The following is a 19,423-nucleotide window of genomic DNA, read 5'->3' as shown; positions in this document are numbered from 1 at the left end:
CCTCCGCCACTCTCCATAACGCCCGTCCGGGTTTCTCAGAGAACGACGGTCGGCGTGACGACGGTGCGGCGGTGCGCGCCGGCGCCGAGGTGCACGAGGATCTGCGTGGTTCCGCAGGGGACGCGTTCGAGCACGAACCGTCCGCCCTCGTCGGTGGCCGTCGCGAACGTGCCGTGATCGGCGACCCGTACCTCCACGTCGTACTCGCCCGCGGGCGCGAGCCAGCCGTCGATCCGGTGCGTCTTCCCGATTTTGGTCAGGTTGATCATCACCGTCAGGTCGCTGACGGTGAAGGTGATCGTGCCGGTCGCCGTGCTGCGCACGCCCGCCAGTTCGTCGAGCCGCTCCCAGCGCGCGACCTCGACGTCGAGGTTCTCGAGCTCGAGCGCGAACTGGACCCGCTGCACCAGGTCGTCCGGCGGCGGGTCTATTTCGTCGAGAAACCGGCCGATATCAGTCAGAATGGCCTCGTCGTCCGGAATCGCTTGGCCGTGTCCCGGCCTGCCGATGTTGTCGCTCACCGGGCACCCCCTTCTCCTGCGAGCAGATCGCGCATCGAGTCGAGGCAGCGGCCCCTGGTGGGCCCCACGCTGCCGCGCGGCATCTGCATAGCCTCGGCGACCGCGCGGTATTCGGCGCGGCCGGCGAGGACGGTCAGCCGCAGCAGCTCCTGGCAGCGTGCGGGCAGGCGGAGGAAGGCGCGCCAGACCCGGCGGTCCCGGTCGGCGCGGACGGCTTCCTCCTCAGGCGCGGGATGATCGCTTTCCAGCGTCGCGGCGACCTCGTCGGACAGCGGCACGGGCTGGGCGCGCCTGCCGTAGGGACGGGTCGCCTCGCGGCGAGTCGTGGTGATCAGCCAGGCGGCGAGCGCGCGGGGGTCGCGCAGCTTCGCGAGCTGGCTGAACAGAGCGAGCCACACGGTCTGGACCACGTCCTCGGCCAACTGCCGGTCGAGCCCGTTGGCGCGCGCGACGTGCCACACGAGCGGCGTCAGCTCGTCGACAAGTTTCGCCATGGCGCGCCGATCGCCGCCCTGCGCCGCTTTCATGCAAGCGGCGTGCAGGTCTGCGCCGGTCAGGCCTTCCCAGGGCGGGTCTACCTCGGTGGTGTGCACGTCGGTCACCGTAGCTGCCTCACTCCGGAGGTGGGCCGACCCAGGCGAGCTAGCCACCGGTCGTGTCGGCACGGCCGGGCCCGTCGCGGGTCGCCTCTCCGGTCGCGTGCCGGATCGATCGTGAATTGTGCGCGCTCTTTCGGTGGGTTCGGTGATGCGGATGGTGTACAGGGGCACGGTGTGTGCCCCGTGGGTGGGCTCTTGGTTGAGGAGCGAACAACTGGCTCTGGGATACATCAATCTCTGACTTTTTTTCGGGTGAGTTTTTCTTGGAGCCGGTTTGGGGCGGCTTTGGTGCGGTTTCGGTGCTGCTGTGGTGCGGTGGTCGTGCGGGTCTTGCCGCGGTTTTCGTGCCGTTCGCCCGGCGGTGTGCGCGCAGGCCCGGCGGGTTCTCTCGGGCCTGGCAGTCCGGCTGCTTCCGTCGGACCGGCGGGGTGCCGGGACACGACCGGCCGGGCTCCCCCTCCAGCACGGCCGCGTCCCGACAGCTCCGTCGGACCCGATGAGTCCCCCAACGACCCATCGCGGCCCCGCCGACCCGGCTCGGCCGGGTGGATCCCTCCCCTGGATCCGCCCGTCCGCACCGGCCCGGAAGCTGCCAGCCGATTCACCAGTCCCGCCGTCCCAGCTCGTCAGCCGGATCGATCCCTCCCCCGGATCCACCCGGCCGAGCCAGTCAGGTCAGCTCGCAGGCCTGGCTGGCCAGGCGGATTCCTCCCCGAACCCGCCCGGCCAGACCAGGCCGCAAGCCAACCGCCGGACCAGCCCGCGAGCCCGCCGGCCGGCGGATCCCTCCCCGAGATCCGCCAAGCCGCGCCAGCCCGCGAGCCAGTCCGCCTGAACCAGCCCGCGAAACCCGCCAACCGAACAGACCCCTCCCCGGACCTGTCCAGCCGCGCCAGCTCGCGGGCCGGTCCGCTGAGGTCTGGCCTCTTCCGCCGCTCCGGTCTGCTCAGCGGCCGGGCGGGTCCCCTCCGAAACCCGTCCGCGGCCGGGCCGGGTCCCCCAGACCCGGGCCGAGCGGAGACCGGACCGGCGCGGTGGCCAGTCCTTGTCACGTCCATCTCTCACTGCGCACCGGCCGTCGGCCTGATCGCCCCCTTGTGCCGATCAGGTCGCCGGTTCAGCGCTCGTGCACGCGGAGCGTGCGGTCGTGCGGGTGCGCACCGGCCAGCGCGGGCTGCTCGCGCGCGCCGACCGGTACTCCCCGCCCCCATGAGGGCCCGCTCCCCTGTCGGGCCCCGCCGGAAGGGAATTCCTCCCCGAACTCCCTCCGGCCGACGACGTCCGGCAGCCCCCTCGGCTCCCGGGCGCCGCCCGTCTCGCTATTTGGCAGTACCGGTGTCGTCGAGCGGCTCGTGGTTGCCGTCCGGCTGCACTCCCCGGTTCGCCCCAGGCGCGGGGCTCGTCTTGACGGGCGGAATGGTGGTTCCCGGCTGCCGCTCGTCCTTCTGATCCGCAGGCATGTGGCCCTCCCTTTTCCTTGGTTCGCCCTATAGGACGCATCCAGGGTGCGCCTAGATACACGGAGCGCCAAAGTTTTTGGGATTTTTGTGAACCTGCCGGTCAGGACGGCCGCGTTACCTCCCCCGGATGCCAACCGTCAGTGACGATCGGTAATCCCTCCGAGAGCGCGGCGGCCCAAGCGCGGTAACCGTCCGGGCCGGGATGGAAACGGTCAGCGGCGAACATTCCCGGACGGAGCAATCCGGGCGCCAATGGGATGTGCGTGACCCTGGGAAGCCGGGTGAGCTCGCGCGCCGCCCGGTCGAGCGCGACGGACCGCGCGCCGAGCACGTCCCGCAGCGGCCGGGGCAAGGACGGGAAACTCGCGAGCGGCGGCACGCCCGCGAGGACGACCGGGACATCGCCGACCCTCCGCCGCACCTCGACGACGATCGCCAGCAGGTCCCGGCGGTACCGGGCGGCCGAGTGCAGTTCCAGGGTGTCGTTCACACCGAGGACGACCACCACCACGTCGGCCACCCGGACGCGCGGAACCAGCTCGTCGAGAACCACCCGCGCCGAAGCACCGGTGATGCCCAGCGCGTGCCACCGCACCTCCCGGTCTGGGTACGCGCGGGCCAGCCCCACCGCGAGCTGCCCGGTGAGCGCGTCGGCGTGGGTGAGCGCGCCGACGCCGTCCACCGTCGATTCGCCGATGACGGTGAGCCGCAGCGGTCGCCCGGAACCGAGAGCGCCCTCGATCGGCCCGTCGGCACCGGGGAGCCTCGGAGTCGCCCGACGCACCCGGACCGCTTGCGCGACCAGCACGGGTGCCATCAGGAAGAGGAGGAACAGCCGTAGAACTGCCATGCCTCCGACAGTAACGAGGACCTACGACAGATCCGGGCCCGCGGAGGGAGTTGTCCACAGGGGATGTGAGTTGTGGACAACCCTGGGGATAGTTTGGGGAAAGCCGCCGGGAGCAGCGTGTCTGCAACTGCAGACAGAACCATCAGCCACGAGCGGCAGGGGCCTCGGACACTCCAGTCGCAGGTGTCGGCAATCGCGGACAGCCTCTTCACTGAGCGATCGACACCGTCTTCCCCGTCAGAGAATTGTCCTCGACCGCGTCCAGCAAGAACCGCGCCACGTTCGCCCGCGGGATCTGGAACCTCCTCCGCACATCCCGCCCCACCTGGCTGCGCACCCGAGCCCGGGCGGGCTTGTCGGTCAGTCTCGTCGGGCGCACGATCGTCCACCGCACCTCCGGAGCCTCGTGCAGGGTCGCCTCCATCCGCCGCAGATCGGCATACCCGTTGCGCAGCACCGCACCCAGCAACGGCTTCAGCAGCAGCCGCGAGAACAGGGCGTCCCCCTCAGCTGGCAGACCGGACGCGCTCACCACCACAAACCGCGTCTGGGAACCACGCAGCGCGGACACCACGGAGCGAGTGCCGTCGGAGTTGACCGTCGTCGGCTTGAGATCCGTGGGGCCAAGGGCCAGGACAACAGCGTCACGACCGGTCACCGCATCGGCCAGGCGAGGATCAGTCAGTGTGTGAACCGCGACGTCCAATCGGGGATGAGCGGGGGCGGTCAATCGCGCAGGGTCGCGGACCACGGCGGTCACGTGCCATCCGCGCGCCAGTGCTTCCCGCACCGCCAGGCCGCCGATCCGGCCGCTCGCGCCGAGGACGGTGATCTTCATGAGAGGCCTCCAAAGAGGGGTGAGCAAACACTTACCGACTAGGGTGAGTGAACACTCACCACACTGAGAAGACCCTCAGGGAGCACACATGGGAAGCCGCGAAGACCTCGTCGCCGCAGCAGCGACGGTCATGCGGGAGCGCGGGTACGCACATGCCACGACCAAGGCGATCGCGCAGGCCGCGGGCTACTCGGAAGCCTTGCTGTACAAGCATTTCCGCGACAAGACCGCACTCTTCCTGGCAGTGCTGAGAGAGGAGCTGCCCGATCTCGTCGCCACCGCGGCGAGGCTCACCGAAAACCCCGGGAAGGCAGCGCTCGGCGACAATCTCGCCGAGCTGACCACCACGGCGCTGGCCTTCTACTGCGCGAGCTTCCCGATCTCCATCTCGATCTTCTCCTCGCGCGATCTGCTCCGCACCCACCGGGACACCCTCGAAAACGGCCCCGACCTGCCGATCCAGCACGTCGCCGATTACCTCGACGCCGAGGTCAAGCTGGGCAGGCTGCGCAGCGATCTCGACACCGAAGCGGCAGCCCGGCTGCTGCTCGGCGGGTGTTTCCAGGAAGCGTTCCTGGCGTCCTTCGAGGAACGAGAGCCACGCCCGGACCTCGCGCACCGGCTCGCCGCGACCCTCGAGAAACTCGGCTAGTCGCGGTTTTTCCGCAGCTCGTGCCAGCGGTCGTACAGGTTGTTGACCTCGACCAGCATGAACGCCAGGAAGTCCCGCATCTCGGCCAGCCGCTTCCCGGCGGGAGTGTCCTCGCCGAGCGCGTCGATGCCTTCGGTGGCCGCGTCGCGCCACATGATCAGGAAACGGTCGCGCTTGAGGAAGGTCGCGTACCAGAGGTCGTCGTAGAGCCGGTAGTGGTCGCGGCGCTCGCCGGGTTCGCGGACTTTCGTCACGAGACCGATCTGGTCCAGGTACCGCACCGCGCCGGAGATCGCGGCCGGGCTCACCGACAGCTGCTCCGCGAGCTCGGCGGCCGTCAGCTGCCCCGAGTCGGTCGTCATCAGCGCCGCGAAAACCCGCGCCGACATGCGCTGCATGCCGATCTGGGACATCACCAGGCCCAGGCTTTCGACGTATCGGCGGACGGCGTCCTCGTCTCTCTTCGTCTCAGGCGTCGTCATCCGTCCATCCTCTCCCAGCGACGTCCAGAAGATCACTCGGTCCAGACGTTTTCTTAACTTCACAACTTCGTGAAAAGAGTGTAGCTTCCGGACCATGGGAAACGCCATTGCGATCTCCGGCTTGCACAAAGCATTCGGCCGGGTGAAGGCCCTCGACGGCCTTGATCTTCAGGTTCCCGCGGGGGAAGTCCACGGATTCCTCGGTCCGAACGGCGCCGGGAAGTCCACCACGATCCGGGTGCTGCTCGGATTGCTGCGCGCCGACGCCGGCGAGGTCCGGCTGCTCGGCGGCGACCCGTGGCGCGACGCCGCGAGCCTGCACCACCGGCTCGCCTACGTGCCCGGCGACGTCAACCTCTGGCCCAACCTGTCCGGCGGCGAGGTCATCGACCTGCTCGGCAGGCTGCGCGGCGGGCTCGACCAGAAGCGCCGCGAGGAACTCGTCGAGCGCTTCGACCTCGACCCGCGCAAGAAGGGCCGCACGTACTCGAAGGGCAACCGGCAGAAAGTCGCCATCGTCGCCGCACTCGCGTCCACTGTGGACCTTCTGCTGCTCGACGAGCCGACCTCGGGCCTCGACCCGTTGATGGAGGCCACCTTCCAGGAAGTCATCCAGGAGGAACGCGCGCAGGGCCGCACCGTGCTGCTGTCCAGCCACATCCTCGCCGAGGTGGAAGCCTTGTGCGACAAGGTAAGCATCATCCGGAACGGCCGCACGGTCGAGACCGGAACGCTCGCCGAACTGCGCCACCTCACCCGTACCTCGATCTCCGCGGAACTGTGCGGACCGCCGAATGGCCTCGCCAAGCTCTCCGACGTGCACGACCTCAAGGTCGACGGCAACCGCGTCCGCTTCGACGTGGAGACCCGCTCGATCGAGGACGCGCTGCGCCAGCTGACCCAGATCGGCGTGCGCAGCCTGGAAAGCAGGCCGCCGACGCTCGAGGAACTCTTCCTGCGCCACTACGCGGACGAACTCGAGGCAGGGAAATGACCGGCGCGCTCAACGGCACCGGACCGCTGATCCGGCTGGCCCTTCGCCGCGACCGGATCATCCTGCCGATCTGGATCGTCCTGCTCAGCCTCATCCCGGTGGCCACGATCAGCAGCTACGACCAGTTCTACCCGACCGCCGCGAGCCGGGCCGGGCTCGTCGCGTCGGCCGCCGCGAACCCGTCGTTCGCGCTGCTTTACGGCCCGGCGTTCAACCTCGGCACGGCGGGCGGGTTCATCGCCTGGCGGATGGGCGGATTCCTGGCTCTGCTGACCGGTCTGATGGCGATCTTCACGCTTACCCGGCACACCCGCGCGGAGGAGGACACCGGCCGCGCCGAACTGCTGGCGTCCACTGTGGTCGGCCGCTACGCGCCGCTCACCGCCGCGCTCGCGGTGACCGGCGGGGCGAGCGTGCTGATCGGTGTGCTGCAGGCGATCACGCTGGCGTCGAAGGTTCCAGCAGCGGGTTCCGTCGCGCTCGGCGCGAGCACTGCGCTCGCTGGTCTGGTCTTCACCGGCGTCGCCGCGGTGGCCGTGCAGCTCGGCGAATACTCGCGCACCGCGAACGGCATCGGCACGGCGGTGCTCGGCGTCGCGTTTCTGTTGCGTGGCGCGGGAGATTCGACCACCGACGCGCACTGGCTGTCGTGGATTTCGCCGCTCGGCTGGGCGCAGCAGATCCGGCCGTTCGCCGAAGAACGTTGGTGGGTACTGATTTTGCCCGTCGCGACCACGCTCGTACTGTTCGTCGTGGCCTACGTGCTGCTGCCGCGCCGGGACGTCGGCGTCGGCCTGCTTCCGCCGCGGCTCGGCCCCAGCGAAGCCGCGCCGTCGCTGCGATCGCCGTTCTCGCTGGCCTGGCGGCTGCAGCGGGGGCCGTTGCTCGGCTGGCTGGTCGGGCTCGCGGTCGGCGGCGCGCTGTTCGGGACGATCGCGCAGGGCATTTCCGGCCTGGTCGGCGGCACCGAGCAGAGCAGGCAGATCTTCGAACGGCTCGGCGGATCGCACGGGCTCGTCGACGCTTTCCTCGCGACGATGGTGAGCCTGTTCGCGATGCTCGCCTCGCTCTACGGCGTGCAGGCGACGCTGCGGATGCGCACCGAGGAAACGGCGATCCGGCTCGAACCGCTGCTGGCCACCCGGGTCGGACGGCTGCGCTGGGCCGCGAGCCACCTCGTGTTCGCGTTCCTCGGCAGCGCGTTGCTCGTGCTCGTCGGGGGCGTGCTGCTCGGGCTGTCGAACGGGCTGCGCAGCGGTGACGTCGGGGGCTCGGTCGGGCACATGGTCGCGGCCGTCGCGGTGCAGGTGCCCGCGGCGTGGGTGATCGTCGCGGTGGCCGCGCTGATCTTCGGGCTGCTGCCGAAGCTCGCGACCGCCGCCTGGGGCGTGGCGGCGCTGGCGTTGCTGATCAGCATGTTCGGGCCGGTCGTCAACGCGCCGCAGGTGCTGCTGGACGTCTCGCCGTTCCAGCATCCGCCGAAGGTGCCCGGCGAGGTGTTCACCGCGCTGCCGCTCGTGCTGCTGCTGGCGGTCTCGGCGGTCGTGCTCGCGGCGGGCCTGGCCGGCTGGCGGCGGCGCGACGTCGGCTGACCTCAGCGTTCGTCGCGGAAGAACCCGGTGGTCGGGGCCAGCGTGGTCGGCGGGGGTGCCGACGGGCTGGTGGCCGTCGGGGTGACCGACACCGTGGCCGTGGTGGTTCGCGGCGGCGGGGCCGGGGGCGCGGGCGGGCGATGGGTCACGGTGACCGGCGGCAGCGGGAGGCCGGTCACCGTGACCGTCACCTGCTGCACGGGCGGCGGGGTGGGCGGCGACGACTCTCCGGCCGGACGCGGAGTGCGACCGGCGACCAGCAGCGCGGCGACGAGCAGGCCGCCAGCGAGCCCGGCGAGACCGGTCACGACGACATAACCCCAGGTGGGAGCGGTGTCCGACATCCGGCACCTCCTCGCCGCACGGTCACTCGGCTACGAGGGTTTCGTCGCGTTGATCATAGGCGCCGTTACGCAGTGTGCAACTTGATATATACCGACTCAACTTATATAACACTAACCTTATGAGGGGGATTCTTCGCTCGCCGGACTGTGTTTTTGGCGTCGGCTCCGCCGTCGCGGGCGGGATCGCCTTCAAGCCGGTGTCTGGACGGATCGGCGTGCCCGGCCGGGGGCCGATCACACCGATCCGTCCAGACACCGGCGCGATCCCGCGTTTGGGTTAGGTCAGAGGTGAGCTGACGCCGCGCGATCTGGGATCGCTGACACTGGGCCATCTGTACGTCGTCGTGCTGCTGGCCGGCGTGTTCACCGTCTTCTTCAACGTCGCGCACCAGACCTACCTGCCGAACCTCGTCGAACGCGGCGAACTGCCCGACGCGAACGCCCGGCTGCAGACGAACCTGTCCGTCGCCGCGATCGCTGGTCCTGGCCTCGGCGGGATGATCGTGCAGTTCGTCGGGGGCGCGGGCGCGATGGCGCTCGACGCGTTGACCTACCTGTGGTCCGCCGCGTGGCTGCGCCGCATCCGCACGCCGGATGTGCGGCCGGAGCCTGCTGAACGGAACCTCCGCCGCGAGATTGGCGAGGGGCTGCGGACGGTGCTGCGCCATCCGATCCTGCGGGCGATCACCGTCCACAGCGCCGTTTCGAGCCTGTTCCAGTCGATGTTCATGGCGGTCTCGGTGGTGTTCTCGGTCCGCGACCTGCACCTCGAACCGTTCATGATCGGATTGGTCAGCACGGTCTCGCTGACCGGAGCATTGCTGGCCAGCCTGGTCGCCCAACGGCTCGGTGCCCGCTTCGGCGCGGCGCGGGCGCTGTACATCGGCGGTGCCGTGTACAGCGTTTCGTTCCTGCCCAACGCTTTCGCGACGCCAGGATGGGGTGTCGCGTGGTACATCGCCGGTGGGATCGCGTCGAGTTTCGGGATCATCGTGCTCGGTGTTTTCGAGACGAGTTTCCGGCAGGCGATCACCCCGCACGAACTGCTCGGCCGGGTCTCGTCGGTGTCGCAGACGGTCATCTTCGGCATCGCCCCGCTCGGCAGCCTCCTCGGCGGCTTCATCGCCGAACTCACCACAACCCGGGTCACGCTGTACGTGTCCGGCATCGGAATCCTTGCGGCGTCAGCGATTCTGATCGCTTCGCCGCTTCGCAAGATGCGCGACCTGCCGCTCGCTGAGGGCACGGTCAAGAACGATTAGGGGAACCGCAAGCGCGGCGAGGACGGCTCCGATGAGGCTGACCCAGGTGAGGGATTGGGTGAGCGCGGCCGCTGCCAGGACGGGAGTGGCACTGATTCCCAGCTGAAAAGCCGACACCGTGGTCGCCCCGGCGAGCGTGGGAGCGTCGGCCGCGATGGCGAAGACGCGGCCGTAGATCGCGGGATTCACCACGAAAGCCGCGATCCCGAGAAGGAACACCGTGGGAATCACCGCCCACGCGCGGTCGATCGCGAAGACCATGCCGACCGAAAGCGCCACGATCGCGACAGCTCCGGCGAGGAGCGCGGCGTGCGGTCGCTGGTCGGAGACGCGGCCGCCGATGGACAGACCTGCGAAGGCGCCGATTCCGAAGAGCGCGAGGATCGCCGGGATCCACACCGTGGGGACGCCGGTGATCTCGGCGAGCATGGCCGAGAGGTAGTTGAACGTGATCATGTACGCCGCCGTGGTCAGGATCGTGATCCCGAAAATGCCCCAGAGCCGCGGTTCCCGAATCGTAGCCAGCTCTCGCGCCACGCTTGGTCGCGCCGCCGATCGGTTCGCCGCGGGGATGCCGAGCGAGCAGGCGACGATTCCGGCGAGCGTCAGTGCGACCACGGCCCAGAATCCGCCGCGCCACTGGGTGAAGTGGCTGAGCAAGGTGCCCGCCGGTCCGCCGGCGACCATGGCCACGCTCAGGCCGCTGACCACGACCCCCGAGGCGCGGGCGTTGCGGTCCGGGGTGACCAGGCTGATCGCGGTCACGGAAGCGACGGCGAAGAAACCGGCGTAGGCAACGCCCGAAACCGCCCGGCTCACCAGCAGGACCTGGTAGTCGCCCAGCAGCCCGGCGGCGACGCTGACCGCGAACACTCCTTGCGTGGCCAGCAGCGCGGTGCGCCGGGGCCAGCGCAAGCTGAGCGCGGCGAACGGCGGCCCGCCGAGGACGACACCGAGCGCGAACGCGGTGATGAGAAATCCGGCGGAGGACAGCGAAACCTGGAGATCGTCGGCCACTGCGGGGAGCACGCCCGCAAGAAGGAACTCGGCACTGCCCATCGCGAACAGGCTGAAGGCGAGCAGGTACACGCCGACGGGCAGCCGTGCGGAGCGCCGGGGTGTTTCGACAGTCTTGTTGGTCATTAAAAGCCACCTCCACGACCAGCATCGGAAGGCTCGACCGGAAGCGGCAAGAAACGTTGCCGTTTCCGGGACGCATTGGTTGACTGCGCCGCATGAGCGACCACCCCGCCGTCGACGGCGTGCTCGAGCAGATCGCGCCCCGGCTGCGGCGTGCCCGGGACAACCGGGGCGTCAGTCTCGCCGAGCTGTCACGGTCCACGGGCATCTCGACCAGCACGCTGTCCCGGCTGGAATCCGGGCAGCGCAAGCCGAGCCTCGAACTGCTGTTGCCGATCACCGCCGCGCTGGGCGTCCCGTTCGACGAGATCGTCGCCGCGCCCCGGATAGTCGACCCGCGCGTGCCCCAGCAGGCCGCCAAGCGGGACGGGCGCGTGCTGATCCCGCTGTCCCGGCACCAGGGAGAACTCCGTGCCTACAAACAGATCATCCCGGCACGCGACGAAGAGCCCCATCCGCGTAGCCACGACGGGCACGAATGGCTCTACGTACTTCGCGGGCGGCTACGCGTACGCCTGAGCGATCATGACTTCATCATGGGACACGGCGAAGCAGCCGAGTTCGACTGCCACATTCCGCACTGGTTCGGTGCCGCGGGCAAGGGCGACGTCGAAATCCTCAGCCTCTTCAGCAAATCCGGCGAACGCATCCACCTACGCGTCGGACGCCGCGACTAGACCTTGCGCAGACCGTCGAGCAGTACGCGCACGAGATGCCGACTGTCCGGCGTAAACCGCTCCACCGCAAGCGCGCCGACGATGAGCGCGCGCAGGTCTTCGCCGTCGATGTCGGCGCGTACAGCGCCTACGGCTTGCGCGCGCTCTAGCAGCGCGGTGAGATTCACGCGAAACCGCTCCGCCGCTTCGGCCTTGTACGCGGAACCGCTTGTCTCACCGAGTGCTTCGCAGATCGCACGGTTACGCGACGCCTGTTCGATGACGCGCGTGAAGTAGTCGTAGAACGCTTCGCCCGGCACGTCGGAGTCAATCAGCTCCTGCGCCTCGACGCCGTACTGCTCCAGCCGCTCCACCACGACAGCCTGGAACAGCGCTTCCTTGCTGGGAAAGTGCCGATAGACGGTGCCCGCACCGACGCCGGCCAGCCGCGCGATGTCGTCGAGCGGCACCGAGAGGCCGTCGACGGCGAAGGCCGCTTCGGCGGCAGCCAGCACCCGGGCGCGGTTCCTCCGCGCGTCCGCGCGGAGCGCAGGCTTCTCCACCGGCTGTCTCCTCTGCTTTCAAAGTGGTGCGGTCGTCCGATTCTTCCCTGGAACGATCGCCGCCGCTTCTGACCGTGTCCCAGATCTCCAGGCCGCCGTTGACAACCGGAGTACGAACTCCGTATTGTCGAACGCGGGTGCCCCGTTCCGATTATCCGCCCGTCTTCCCGAATGAGGTTTCTGATGCCCCGCACCGTGTCCGAAGTGGCCGAGATCGTCGCGAACGCGCTGAGCGCCTTCGACGCCGCGCCGTTCGCTGACGTCCTCGCCGAGGACGCCGTCTACGAAATCCCGTTCACCGGCCACCGCTCGGCCGGCCGGGACGCCGTGCTGGCCACGCTCGGCGCCGGCAGCACCGTCGCGGCCCGGATCGGCCTGGAGAAAGTCGAGGTCACCACTACCGAAACCGCGGACGGGTTCGCCGTCGAACTCGTCGCCGAGGGCCGCAATCCGCACAGCGGCCACCACTATCGGATCCCGTCGTCCGCCGGGCTGCTGACCGTGCGGAACGGCGAGATCACCCGGTACCGCGACTACCCGAACCACGGCGCGTCGAGCACGCTGCACGGGACGAAGGACGTGTTCCAGCGCTTCCTCGACGCGGCCGTCGACAACCGCTGGGACGACCTCGCCGACCTGTACTCCGAGGACGTCGTGATCGAAATCCCGTTCGCGCCGGCCGGCGTACCGAAGGTGACGCGCGACCGGGAGGAGTTGCGCAAACGCTTTCACGAGGCAGGACAGCGTCGCCGGATCACCAAGTCGGACCGGGTGGTCGTGCACGAGACCGGCGATCCGGAGGTGCTGGTGGCGGAGTACGACCTGCACGGGGAGTTCGAGGGCAAGCCGTACGTGTCGACCTACGCGATGGTGCTGACGGTGCGCGACGGGCGGATCGTGCACTCCCGGGACTACTCGGGCGCGCCGGTGTTTTCCGGGACGGAGTGAAGCTGAACCCGGCAGTCAATGAACGGCAAGTTCCCAGGCGTGGTTGCTGTGGGGCTGATCGAACCAGACGACATGCGCCTCAGTCGTGACAGTGAGTCCTCGGTCTGCCCGCTGAAGCGTTCGGCCTTGCGAGCGGGTCGGCCGAACGGCCTGCCTCCCCTGTGAGAACCGAATCCGCTCCTAGGGTGAGTCACGACCTGAGCCAGGAAAGGGATGATCCGGTGCGACGACGCGCATTCCTGCTCGCTGCGAGCGGCGGCATTGCCGGTACCGCGTTCAGCGCACCGCGCGCTTCGGCTGCCGACGGGATAGAAGTCGACCCGGCCGCATTCCTGACCCGTCGCCTCCAAGGCGTTCTCCTCGGCACCTCCCCAGCGGCCGAACCAATCCCGGTCGCCAGGCTTCAAGCCGTGTTGACGAGCGCGCAGGCTGACTTTCGCGCCTGTCGCTACCTGGAGCTGGCCGCACGGCTGCCCGAGTTGATCACCGCTGCCGAAGCAGCGCACGGACGAAGCAGTGCGCCGGCCTCGGCAGGCATCGTGACGCAGTCGTACAACCTCGCCACCCGTGCGTTGATCAAGTTGGAGGCCAGCGGCCTGGAGTGGATCTCCGCAGACCGGGCCATTCGCGCCGCGGCTGATGCGAACGACCCGTTGGCCTTGGCCGAAGCGCAGCGGCTGCTCGGTTCAGCATGCCGGCGGGCGGGCGACTACGGCCGGGCCCGGGAACTCACCCTGACCGCCGCCGATCAGCTGGACCTCCGCGGGAAGAGCCCCGAACCGAGGCATCTGGCCTTGTACGGGGTGCTGATGTGCTCGGCGGGCTACGCCGCCGCCCGGGCCAGCGACCACGACCGCGCCAGCGATCTCCTGAACGAGGCCAGTGCGACCGCGACCAGGCTCACCGACAGCTCAGCCCGGCAAGCGCTGGCCGCCAATGTGGTCAGCCACCGGGTCTCCGCCGAGTATGTGCTGGGCAACGCCGGTTCTGCCCTGCAGCACGCCCGCATCGCGCGGCTCGGCCAGTTCGCCGACACCGAACGACGTGCCCGGTTTCTCGTCGATGTCGCTCTGTGTTTCGCGCAATGGAACAAGCCCGACCGCGCATACCGGACCCTGCTGGCTGCCGAACGGACCGCGCCCGGTGAAGTCCGCACCCGCGCGGCTGTCCGCCACCTGGTCAGCGAGCTGCTGCAGCATCCCCGGCAGGCATCGCTGCCCGGTCTGCGTCAGCTCGCTATTCGGACTCACGCACTGGCCTAGGCACTACTGAGTCGCGGTCTGGGAAGCCCCCGGGGTGAACAAATGCTCCACCGTAGCCACGGTCCAATCCCACACCCCCGGCACCAGCAGCACCCCCACCAGCGCGAACACCGGGAACACCAGCCGCGTCTCCACCTTCTTCCCGGTGTGCAGCCGGAGCGGCTTCGGCGGGCGGAGTTCGTACCAGGTCTCCCCCGCGATCGGCAGCGGGAACAGGAACGGGCAGCCCGACTCGGTCAGCGAATCGCCGAGGCAATGGACGAAACAGCCCGCCGCGACGGCTGCCCCGAGCCAGCCGGAGATGTCCGCCAGCTGGGCCACCCGGTCGTCTGGCGCGGTGAAGTACCACCAGGCCACCGCGCCGCCGTAGGGCAGCAGCAGCCAGTCGCCGAGAGCGGCGACGGCGAGCAGGAGTCCGAACAACAGCACGCCCAGCACGGCCCAAGCTCCGCCGGCCGAACAGCCGGCGGAGGTAGCCGCGCCGAGGGCGACAGCGAACAGCAGGGTGTGCGAGAGGTGCCGGTGCGTGCCGGTCACCTTTTCGTCTCGCGGGCCCTTCGTCAGGGCGTATACAGCTGCAGACACTCGGCGCAGCAGCCAGGACAGCGCGCCGGTCAGCCAGCCGAAGAGGCGGGTCGCGCTGGCGCTGGGATGGTCAAGGTCCGGCAGCAGCGCGAACCCGGCCGTGGTGGCCGCGAAGACCACCGCCTGGTGCACCGTGCCGACGCCGACCGCGGGTGCCAGGGCGAGCCCCGCGCACCAGCCGGTCAGGGCGTGCGTGCGCCCCATCATGATGGTTATCCCCCAGGTCGCGGACCACTTTCAATCCGCGCGACCGTATCGGGAGATCAGGCCGGAGGTTCCTCCGACACGCTCAGGTGTTCGGCCACGCCGGTGAGCTCGATCACCCGGCTGACCGCCGGGCTCGGCACGACCTCGAGTTCGACGTGCTGTTCCCCGGCCTGCCGCTGGGCGTGCAGGACGACGTTCAGCGCCGAAGAATCGAAGAAGGTCACCCCGGTGAGGTCGGCAACCACGCGACGGGAATTCTTGTCCGCGATCAACCCGGCAAGAGCTTCCTGCAGCTGCGGGCTGGTGAGCAGATCGAGTTCACCCGTGACCACCACCCTCGGCTCGGCGGCCGCGGTGTCCAGCGTGATGCCGAATCCGGGCGGAGTGGCGTTCTGGTCGGCTGCGGGCATGCAGTTTCTCCTCGTCAGGCGCTGCTCCTGCGCCGGTACGCGCCTGTAGTACTCAAGCGGCAACCGTGTCACGGTCCCAAGCATCTGGAGACTCAACCCTAACCCAGTGGGTGACTGAGTCCGCGTCGGCACTTGGCTACACCTTGGTACGCGAGAGACCGGCGGACGCACAACACCCCGCGCACCGCAGGTGGGCGCGCGGGTCGTGGGGTCGGAGCGCTCAGGCGGACACCGTCTTGCGCTTCGCTCGCCGTTCGCGCATGAACAGCTCACGGCGCTCGATCTCGCCGAGCCCGCCCCAGATTCCGTACGGCTCTTCGACGGTCATCGCGTGCTTGCGGCACTGCGCCAGCACCGGGCAGGTGTGGCAGATCGCCTTCGCGCGGGACTCGCGGCGCTCGCGCGCGGAGCCGCGCTCATTGTCGGTATGGAAGAACAGGCTGCTGTCCGCCCCTCGGCACGAGCCTTGAAGCTGCCACTCCCACTCCTCGGCCACCACGTTCGGCAGTCGGCTCACGTCAGCCATGTCGTCCCCACCTTTCCCGGGATGCACTCGACCGCTACATGCCCGCCGGTCGCGGCGGTCAAACCCGGGTTTGGTTTGCTCACCCCCCGGGCATGTGGCAGATCGGGCACGAAAGACTGGCGTGGCACGCCGGAGAGAGGACAGCACGTGGAGGAGAACGCCCCGCTCGAGCGCGAGGACGCACAGCTCATCGAGGTGCGGACGGCGGCTATCCCGCACGTGGTGCCCACTCTGCGCACCATCGTCGCCGACATCGCCATGCGGCAGGACTTCGACCTGGACGCGGTCGAGGACCTGCGGATGGCTGTGGACGAGGCCTGTTCGATGCTGCTGCCCTCGGCCGCTGACGGCAAGCTGACCTGCGTGTTCTCCTGGCTCGAGGGCCGGATCGAGGTCACTGTGTCGGTGGTCTCCGACCGCGCCGACCACGGCGACGAGACCGGTCTGTCCTGGCAGCTGCTGACCGCGCTCGCGACCTCCGCGCGGCGCACCGTGACCCCGGCCAACGGCCGGTACCTCTCCCGGGTGCAACTGGTCCGGGAGAGTGAGGCGGCCAGCTCGTGACGAACCCCGCCGGCGGCGACAAGCCCACCGACGTGGCAGCACTGTTCCACGAGCTGACGCAGCTGCCCGACCGTTCGCCCCGCCGCGAGGAGATCCGGGACCGGCTGGTGCGCGAGCACCTCGAACTGGCGCGCAACCTCGCCCGGAAATTCCGCAACCGCGACGAGGCGATGGACGACCTCGTGCAGATCGCGACCGTCGGCCTCATCCACGCGGTGGACCGCTACGACCCCACGCAGGGCACGGACTTCCTGGCCTTCGCGGTGCCGACGATCTCCGGCGAACTGCGCCACCACTTCCGCGACAACAGCTGGTCGGTCCGGGTGCCGAGACGGCTCAAGGAACTCAACGCGACAATCTCGGCCGCGCGCGAGGAGCTGACCGTGCGGCTGTCCCGCGCGCCGAAGCCCAGTGAGATCGCGCGCCATCTCGGCGTGCCGATCGAGGACGTCTACGAGGGTCTGCGGGCCGGGCAGGGGCGTTACGGGGCCTCGCTGGACAACCTGCTGGAGAACTCCGCGCACACGCGCTTCGGCGCGCCGGACGCGAACCTCGGCCAGGCCGAACTGCGCGAGGCGCTGCGGCCGATGCTGGACAGTCTTCCCGAGCGCGAGCGCAAGATCGTGGCGTTGCGATTCGGGTCCGGGATGAGCCAGTCGGACATCGCGCGCCGCGTCGGGGTTTCGCAGATGCAGGTGTCCCGATTGCTGGCGGCGACGCTGAAAAAGCTGCGTACCGGACTGGCCGAGACTGACATCACCGAGGGCACCTGATTCGCCTTCGGCCGAGTTGGGTAAACACCACATGCGAGCACAGCGGTCGGGAGGTGCGAAAGCCATGACGACGTCGAGGATGCCAACCAGGAGCACCGGGGCGGCCGCCGCTACCGTGCGCCTGGAGCTCCCGGACGACGTCACCGCGCCCGCCATCGCGCGAGCCCAGGTCCGCGCCGCGCTCGCCCAGCTCGACGTTCCCGCCCAGGTGTGCGACGACGTGCTGCTGGCGACCTCCGAGCTCGTCACCAACGCCTTCGAGCACGGCGACCGGCCGGATCGGCTGGAGCTCCGGCTCGAGCACGGCGAACTGATGGTGCGGGTCTTCGACACTTCCGCCGCCATTCCGCAGCTGAAAGAACCGGCCGCCCCGTCCGCGGCGCGCAGCCGGGGACTGCAGCTGGTGCGCGCGCTGTCCCGGCGCTGGGGCTACGACCCGGCCGAGGGCGGGAAGTGCGTGTGGGCGGCGTTCGGCATCGGCTGACGACGCCCGCCCACCGCGAGCCCGGCCGCGCCGAGTGCGCCCAGTCCGACGCCGAGCCAGCCCGCGATCATCCGCGGCCGTTCGGCCGCCGCGCAGCCGTCCTCGCCGTGCGCCTCGGCGATCAGCCAGCCCTCCGGAGCGCTAAGCGCCGTGCCGCAGCCGATCCGGACGCTCGTGGTGTCGATCGGCGGATCGCCTTGGCCGAACATATTCGCCGGCAGTCCCAGCATCTGGTCGCTGCGCGTTCCGTAGATCGTCCGGACGTCGGTGGGGTTTCCGTTGCCGTCGAGGTAATAAAGGGCAGTCACCGGCAGCAGGAAGAACACGATCCCGGCGACGAAGGCCGCCGCGCTCGCGAGCCCGATCCACCGCGCCGGACGCCGGGCGAGGGCCGTCCGCGGTTCCCCGGGGAATGCCTGGTGAGCCGGGCCGGGGAACGGCGTGGGGCGGGGATCGTCGGTCATCGTCGAGCCTCCTGATCGGGAGTTGCCGACCCGGTTGTAGTCCGGTCCGCCGGGACGGGTCCCCGGCTCGCCCCGCGCCGCGAAAGTCCGTGAGGGGAACCCTGAGGGACTCTGATTCCCTCAGGGTTCCCCTCACGAACATCAAGCATTCGCACGCCAGCAGGGCGGCGCTGTCCGGTTTTGTCTCGTTCGCTCCCGTTGCCGGTGCCTTACGCTCGCCGGATGCTGGACGCAATCGGGGTGACTGGGGACGAGGAGCGGGTCTACCGGCTCCTCGTCGGGATGTTCGACGCCGGACCGCGTCAGGTGGCCGAGCAACTCGGGCTCAGCCCGGCGCAGGTGTCGGCGATCCTGCGTTCGCTGCACGCCAAGGGGCTGGTCAGCCTGGTCGCCGGGGATGAGCCGAAGTACGCGCCGTCGCCGCCGGACGTCGCGTTCGGGCCGTTGCTGATGCGCGGGCAGGAATCGCTGGAGTGGGCGCGCACCGCGGTGAGCCGGATGGCCGAGGAGTACCGCGGGGGCGCGCGGCGGCGGGACGCGACGCAGCTGGTCGAGGTGATCACCGGCAGCGCGGCGATCCGGCAGCAGCTGACGAACATCCAGGTCGGCGCCCGGCACGAGCTGCTGTGGTTCTGCCGGGCCGGGCACATCGCGATGGCGTCCGGCGAGAACGCCGACGAGTACGACGCGCTCGCCCGCGGCGTGCGGTACCGGGTCGTCTACGCGCGGGCGATGCTGGAAGAACCCGGCATGATCGAGAACGTCGCGCACGGGATCCGGCACGGCGAGGAGGCGCGGTCGTCGACCGTCGTTCCGGTGCGGCTGGCGATCGCCGACGGCACCATCGCGTTGTGCCCGCTGGTACAGAACCTCGACGGCTCCGGCGAACCGACCGCCGCGCTGATCCGCGACAGCAGCCTGCTGGCCGCGCTGATCGCGTTGTTCGAGAGCTATTGGGAACGCGCGTGGCCGCTGCGCGCGGACGGCACTCCGCAGGACGCCGAACGAACACCCGGCGGTTCCGGGCCGGATCGGGACGAGCTGCATCTGTTGTCGCTGCTGGTCGCGGGGGTCACCGACAAGGCGATCGCGACCCGGCTCGCGGTGAGCCAGCGGACCGTGCAGCGCCGGATCCACGACCTGATGACCCGGATGAACGTGCAGACCCGGATGCAGCTGGCGTGGGAGGTCAGCAGGCAGGGCTGGCTCGACGAGCCTGCGGCAGCCGGATAACCGCGAGGGTTATC

At 69.5% G+C, this 19,423-nt stretch carries 24 protein-coding genes; 11 read left to right on the top strand and 13 right to left on the bottom strand.

Translation table 11 applies throughout. From position 1 onward, the window contains the following. Positions 1-35: 35 nt before the first annotated feature. The 5 genes from ACFORO_RS23545 to ACFORO_RS23525 all read right to left on the bottom strand — a co-directional run bounded on the left by ACFORO_RS23545 (position 36) and on the right by ACFORO_RS23525 (position 4,268). The gene (locus ACFORO_RS23545; RefSeq protein ID WP_377868753.1) at positions 36-521 is read right to left on the bottom strand and encodes a carboxypeptidase regulatory-like domain-containing protein; all 486 of its coding nucleotides are present in this window, start codon (positions 519-521) and stop codon (positions 36-38) included. Next, a complete protein-coding gene (locus tag ACFORO_RS23540; RefSeq protein WP_354738941.1) occupies positions 518-1,123 on the bottom strand; it encodes an RNA polymerase sigma factor in 606 nt (201 codons plus the stop codon). The genes ACFORO_RS23545 and ACFORO_RS23540 overlap by 4 nt, the downstream gene beginning before the upstream one ends. 1,316 nt (positions 1,124-2,439) lie before the next feature. Further along, positions 2,440-2,580 carry a hypothetical protein gene (locus tag ACFORO_RS23535; RefSeq protein WP_354738943.1) on the bottom strand — a complete coding sequence of 47 codons (141 nt, stop codon included), beginning with the start codon at positions 2,578-2,580 and terminating at the stop codon, positions 2,440-2,442. Between the two features lie 100 nt (positions 2,581-2,680). After that, positions 2,681-3,430: an SGNH/GDSL hydrolase family protein gene (locus tag ACFORO_RS23530; RefSeq protein ID WP_377868752.1), complete on the bottom strand. Its 750-nt coding sequence runs from the start codon at positions 3,428-3,430 to the stop codon at positions 2,681-2,683. 208 nt (positions 3,431-3,638) lie between these two features. After that, the gene (locus tag ACFORO_RS23525) at positions 3,639-4,268 is read right to left on the bottom strand and encodes an NAD(P)-dependent oxidoreductase (protein ID WP_377868751.1); all 630 of its coding nucleotides are present in this window, start codon (positions 4,266-4,268) and stop codon (positions 3,639-3,641) included. A gap of 88 nt (positions 4,269-4,356) precedes the next feature. On the opposite strand from ACFORO_RS23525, the gene ACFORO_RS23520 reads away from it, so the two are divergent. After that, positions 4,357-4,920, top strand: a complete 564-nt coding sequence (locus ACFORO_RS23520; protein ID WP_377868750.1) for a TetR/AcrR family transcriptional regulator — start codon at positions 4,357-4,359, stop codon at positions 4,918-4,920. Here the strand turns inward: ACFORO_RS23520 and ACFORO_RS23515 are convergent. Then, positions 4,917-5,402 (bottom strand): GbsR/MarR family transcriptional regulator, encoded by a 486-nt coding sequence (locus ACFORO_RS23515; RefSeq protein WP_354738951.1) that lies wholly within the window; start codon positions 5,400-5,402, stop codon positions 4,917-4,919. The genes ACFORO_RS23520 and ACFORO_RS23515 overlap by 4 nt on opposite strands. 94 nt (positions 5,403-5,496) lie before the next feature. On the opposite strand from ACFORO_RS23515, the gene ACFORO_RS23510 reads away from it, so the two are divergent. Both ACFORO_RS23510 and ACFORO_RS23505 read left to right on the top strand, forming a co-directional pair. After that, positions 5,497-6,396, top strand: a complete 900-nt coding sequence (locus ACFORO_RS23510; protein ID WP_377868749.1) for an ABC transporter ATP-binding protein — start codon at positions 5,497-5,499, stop codon at positions 6,394-6,396. Continuing rightward, on the top strand, positions 6,393-7,988 hold the full coding sequence (locus tag ACFORO_RS23505; protein WP_377868748.1) for an ABC transporter permease: 1,596 nt from the start codon (positions 6,393-6,395) through the stop codon (positions 7,986-7,988). The genes ACFORO_RS23510 and ACFORO_RS23505 overlap by 4 nt, the downstream gene beginning before the upstream one ends. A gap of 2 nt (positions 7,989-7,990) precedes the next feature. Here the strand turns inward: ACFORO_RS23505 and ACFORO_RS23500 are convergent, their stop codons facing one another. Beyond that, positions 7,991-8,332 carry a hypothetical protein gene (locus ACFORO_RS23500; protein WP_354738957.1) on the bottom strand — a complete coding sequence of 114 codons (342 nt, stop codon included), beginning with the start codon at positions 8,330-8,332 and terminating at the stop codon, positions 7,991-7,993. Positions 8,333-8,676: 344 nt separating this feature from the next. On the opposite strand from ACFORO_RS23500, the gene ACFORO_RS23495 reads away from it, so the two are divergent. After that, positions 8,677-9,594 (top strand): MFS transporter, encoded by a 918-nt coding sequence (locus ACFORO_RS23495; protein WP_377868747.1) that lies wholly within the window; start codon positions 8,677-8,679, stop codon positions 9,592-9,594. Here ACFORO_RS23495 and ACFORO_RS23490 read toward each other — a convergent pair. Then, on the bottom strand, positions 9,517-10,737 hold the full coding sequence (locus ACFORO_RS23490; protein ID WP_377868746.1) for an MFS transporter: 1,221 nt from the start codon (positions 10,735-10,737) through the stop codon (positions 9,517-9,519). The genes ACFORO_RS23495 and ACFORO_RS23490 overlap by 78 nt on opposite strands. Positions 10,738-10,829: 92 nt before the next feature. Here ACFORO_RS23490 and ACFORO_RS23485 point away from each other — a divergent pair, with 92 nt between their 5' ends. After that, positions 10,830-11,411, top strand: a complete 582-nt coding sequence (locus ACFORO_RS23485; protein WP_377868745.1) for a helix-turn-helix domain-containing protein — start codon at positions 10,830-10,832, stop codon at positions 11,409-11,411. Here the strand turns inward: ACFORO_RS23485 and ACFORO_RS23480 are convergent. Further along, complete coding sequence (locus ACFORO_RS23480; protein WP_344287762.1) at positions 11,408-11,953, bottom strand: TetR/AcrR family transcriptional regulator; 546 nt, start codon at positions 11,951-11,953, stop codon at positions 11,408-11,410. The genes ACFORO_RS23485 and ACFORO_RS23480 overlap by 4 nt on opposite strands. A 183-nt stretch (positions 11,954-12,136) precedes the next feature. Here ACFORO_RS23480 and ACFORO_RS23475 point away from each other — a divergent pair, with 183 nt between their 5' ends. After that, positions 12,137-12,901: a nuclear transport factor 2 family protein gene (locus tag ACFORO_RS23475; RefSeq protein WP_377868744.1), complete on the top strand. Its 765-nt coding sequence runs from the start codon at positions 12,137-12,139 to the stop codon at positions 12,899-12,901. Between the two features lie 221 nt (positions 12,902-13,122). Then, positions 13,123-14,163 (top strand): XRE family transcriptional regulator, encoded by a 1,041-nt coding sequence (locus ACFORO_RS23470; protein ID WP_377868743.1) that lies wholly within the window; start codon positions 13,123-13,125, stop codon positions 14,161-14,163. 3 nt (positions 14,164-14,166) lie between these two features. Here ACFORO_RS23470 and ACFORO_RS23465 read toward each other — a convergent pair whose 3' ends face one another. From ACFORO_RS23465 to ACFORO_RS23455, 3 genes are all read right to left on the bottom strand, one after another. After that, positions 14,167-14,952 carry a metal-dependent hydrolase gene (locus tag ACFORO_RS23465; protein WP_354739054.1) on the bottom strand — a complete coding sequence of 262 codons (786 nt, stop codon included), beginning with the start codon at positions 14,950-14,952 and terminating at the stop codon, positions 14,167-14,169. A gap of 59 nt (positions 14,953-15,011) precedes the next feature. Further along, positions 15,012-15,365 carry an STAS domain-containing protein gene (locus ACFORO_RS23460; RefSeq protein ID WP_354738972.1) on the bottom strand — a complete coding sequence of 118 codons (354 nt, stop codon included), beginning with the start codon at positions 15,363-15,365 and terminating at the stop codon, positions 15,012-15,014. Positions 15,366-15,585: 220 nt separating this feature from the next. Then, positions 15,586-15,891 (bottom strand): WhiB family transcriptional regulator, encoded by a 306-nt coding sequence (locus ACFORO_RS23455; RefSeq protein ID WP_009086013.1) that lies wholly within the window; start codon positions 15,889-15,891, stop codon positions 15,586-15,588. Positions 15,892-16,038: 147 nt separating this feature from the next. Between ACFORO_RS23455 and ACFORO_RS23450 the strand changes: the two genes are divergently transcribed. From ACFORO_RS23450 to ACFORO_RS23440, 3 genes are all read left to right on the top strand, one after another. Next, positions 16,039-16,455: an anti-sigma factor gene (locus ACFORO_RS23450; protein WP_182893754.1), complete on the top strand. Its 417-nt coding sequence runs from the start codon at positions 16,039-16,041 to the stop codon at positions 16,453-16,455. Further along, entirely contained in the window at positions 16,452-17,228 is a 777-nt protein-coding gene (locus tag ACFORO_RS23445) for a SigB/SigF/SigG family RNA polymerase sigma factor (RefSeq protein ID WP_377868742.1), read from the top strand. Before ACFORO_RS23450 ends, ACFORO_RS23445 begins: the two co-directional genes overlap by 4 nt. Before the next feature lie 64 nt (positions 17,229-17,292). Continuing rightward, positions 17,293-17,712: an ATP-binding protein gene (locus ACFORO_RS23440; protein ID WP_354738976.1), complete on the top strand. Its 420-nt coding sequence runs from the start codon at positions 17,293-17,295 to the stop codon at positions 17,710-17,712. Here the strand turns inward: ACFORO_RS23440 and ACFORO_RS23435 are convergent. Beyond that, positions 17,658-18,176, bottom strand: a complete 519-nt coding sequence (locus ACFORO_RS23435; protein ID WP_377868741.1) for a hypothetical protein — start codon at positions 18,174-18,176, stop codon at positions 17,658-17,660. The two genes, ACFORO_RS23440 and ACFORO_RS23435, sit on opposite strands and share 55 nt — an antisense overlap. A 222-nt stretch (positions 18,177-18,398) precedes the next feature. Between ACFORO_RS23435 and ACFORO_RS23430 the strand changes: the two genes are divergently transcribed. Then, entirely contained in the window at positions 18,399-19,409 is a 1,011-nt protein-coding gene (locus ACFORO_RS23430) for a helix-turn-helix domain-containing protein (RefSeq protein ID WP_377868740.1), read from the top strand. Positions 19,410-19,423 lie beyond the last annotated feature (14 nt).

Source organism: Amycolatopsis halotolerans (genome assembly GCF_042647905.1).
In the GTDB taxonomy this organism is placed as follows: Bacteria; Actinomycetota; Actinomycetes; order Mycobacteriales; family Pseudonocardiaceae; genus Amycolatopsis; species Amycolatopsis halotolerans.
This window is presented reverse-complemented; position numbering and strand designations above follow the sequence as displayed.

Coding starts and splice junctions, on each gene's coding strand:
- ACFORO_RS23525 (WP_377868751.1), bottom strand. CDS start 4,268: ATGAAGATCACCGTCCTCGGCGCGAGCGGCCGGATCGGCGGCCTGGCG.
- ACFORO_RS23435 (WP_377868741.1), bottom strand. CDS start 18,176: ATGACCGACGATCCCCGCCCCACGCCGTTCCCCGGCCCGGCTCACCAG.
- ACFORO_RS23455 (WP_009086013.1), bottom strand. CDS start 15,891: ATGGCTGACGTGAGCCGACTGCCGAACGTGGTGGCCGAGGAGTGGGAG.
- ACFORO_RS23520 (WP_377868750.1), top strand. CDS start 4,357: ATGGGAAGCCGCGAAGACCTCGTCGCCGCAGCAGCGACGGTCATGCGG.
- ACFORO_RS23485 (WP_377868745.1), top strand. CDS start 10,830: ATGAGCGACCACCCCGCCGTCGACGGCGTGCTCGAGCAGATCGCGCCC.
- ACFORO_RS23515 (WP_354738951.1), bottom strand. CDS start 5,402: ATGACGACGCCTGAGACGAAGAGAGACGAGGACGCCGTCCGCCGATAC.
- ACFORO_RS23505 (WP_377868748.1), top strand. CDS start 6,393: ATGACCGGCGCGCTCAACGGCACCGGACCGCTGATCCGGCTGGCCCTT.
- ACFORO_RS23510 (WP_377868749.1), top strand. CDS start 5,497: ATGGGAAACGCCATTGCGATCTCCGGCTTGCACAAAGCATTCGGCCGG.
- ACFORO_RS23530 (WP_377868752.1), bottom strand. CDS start 3,430: ATGGCAGTTCTACGGCTGTTCCTCCTCTTCCTGATGGCACCCGTGCTG.
- ACFORO_RS23535 (WP_354738943.1), bottom strand. CDS start 2,580: ATGCCTGCGGATCAGAAGGACGAGCGGCAGCCGGGAACCACCATTCCG.
- ACFORO_RS23500 (WP_354738957.1), bottom strand. CDS start 8,332: ATGTCGGACACCGCTCCCACCTGGGGTTATGTCGTCGTGACCGGTCTC.
- ACFORO_RS23430 (WP_377868740.1), top strand. CDS start 18,399: ATGCTGGACGCAATCGGGGTGACTGGGGACGAGGAGCGGGTCTACCGG.
- ACFORO_RS23475 (WP_377868744.1), top strand. CDS start 12,137: ATGCCCCGCACCGTGTCCGAAGTGGCCGAGATCGTCGCGAACGCGCTG.
- ACFORO_RS23460 (WP_354738972.1), bottom strand. CDS start 15,365: ATGCCCGCAGCCGACCAGAACGCCACTCCGCCCGGATTCGGCATCACG.
- ACFORO_RS23490 (WP_377868746.1), bottom strand. CDS start 10,737: ATGACCAACAAGACTGTCGAAACACCCCGGCGCTCCGCACGGCTGCCC.
- ACFORO_RS23465 (WP_354739054.1), bottom strand. CDS start 14,952: ATGGGGCGCACGCACGCCCTGACCGGCTGGTGCGCGGGGCTCGCCCTG.
- ACFORO_RS23440 (WP_354738976.1), top strand. CDS start 17,293: ATGACGACGTCGAGGATGCCAACCAGGAGCACCGGGGCGGCCGCCGCT.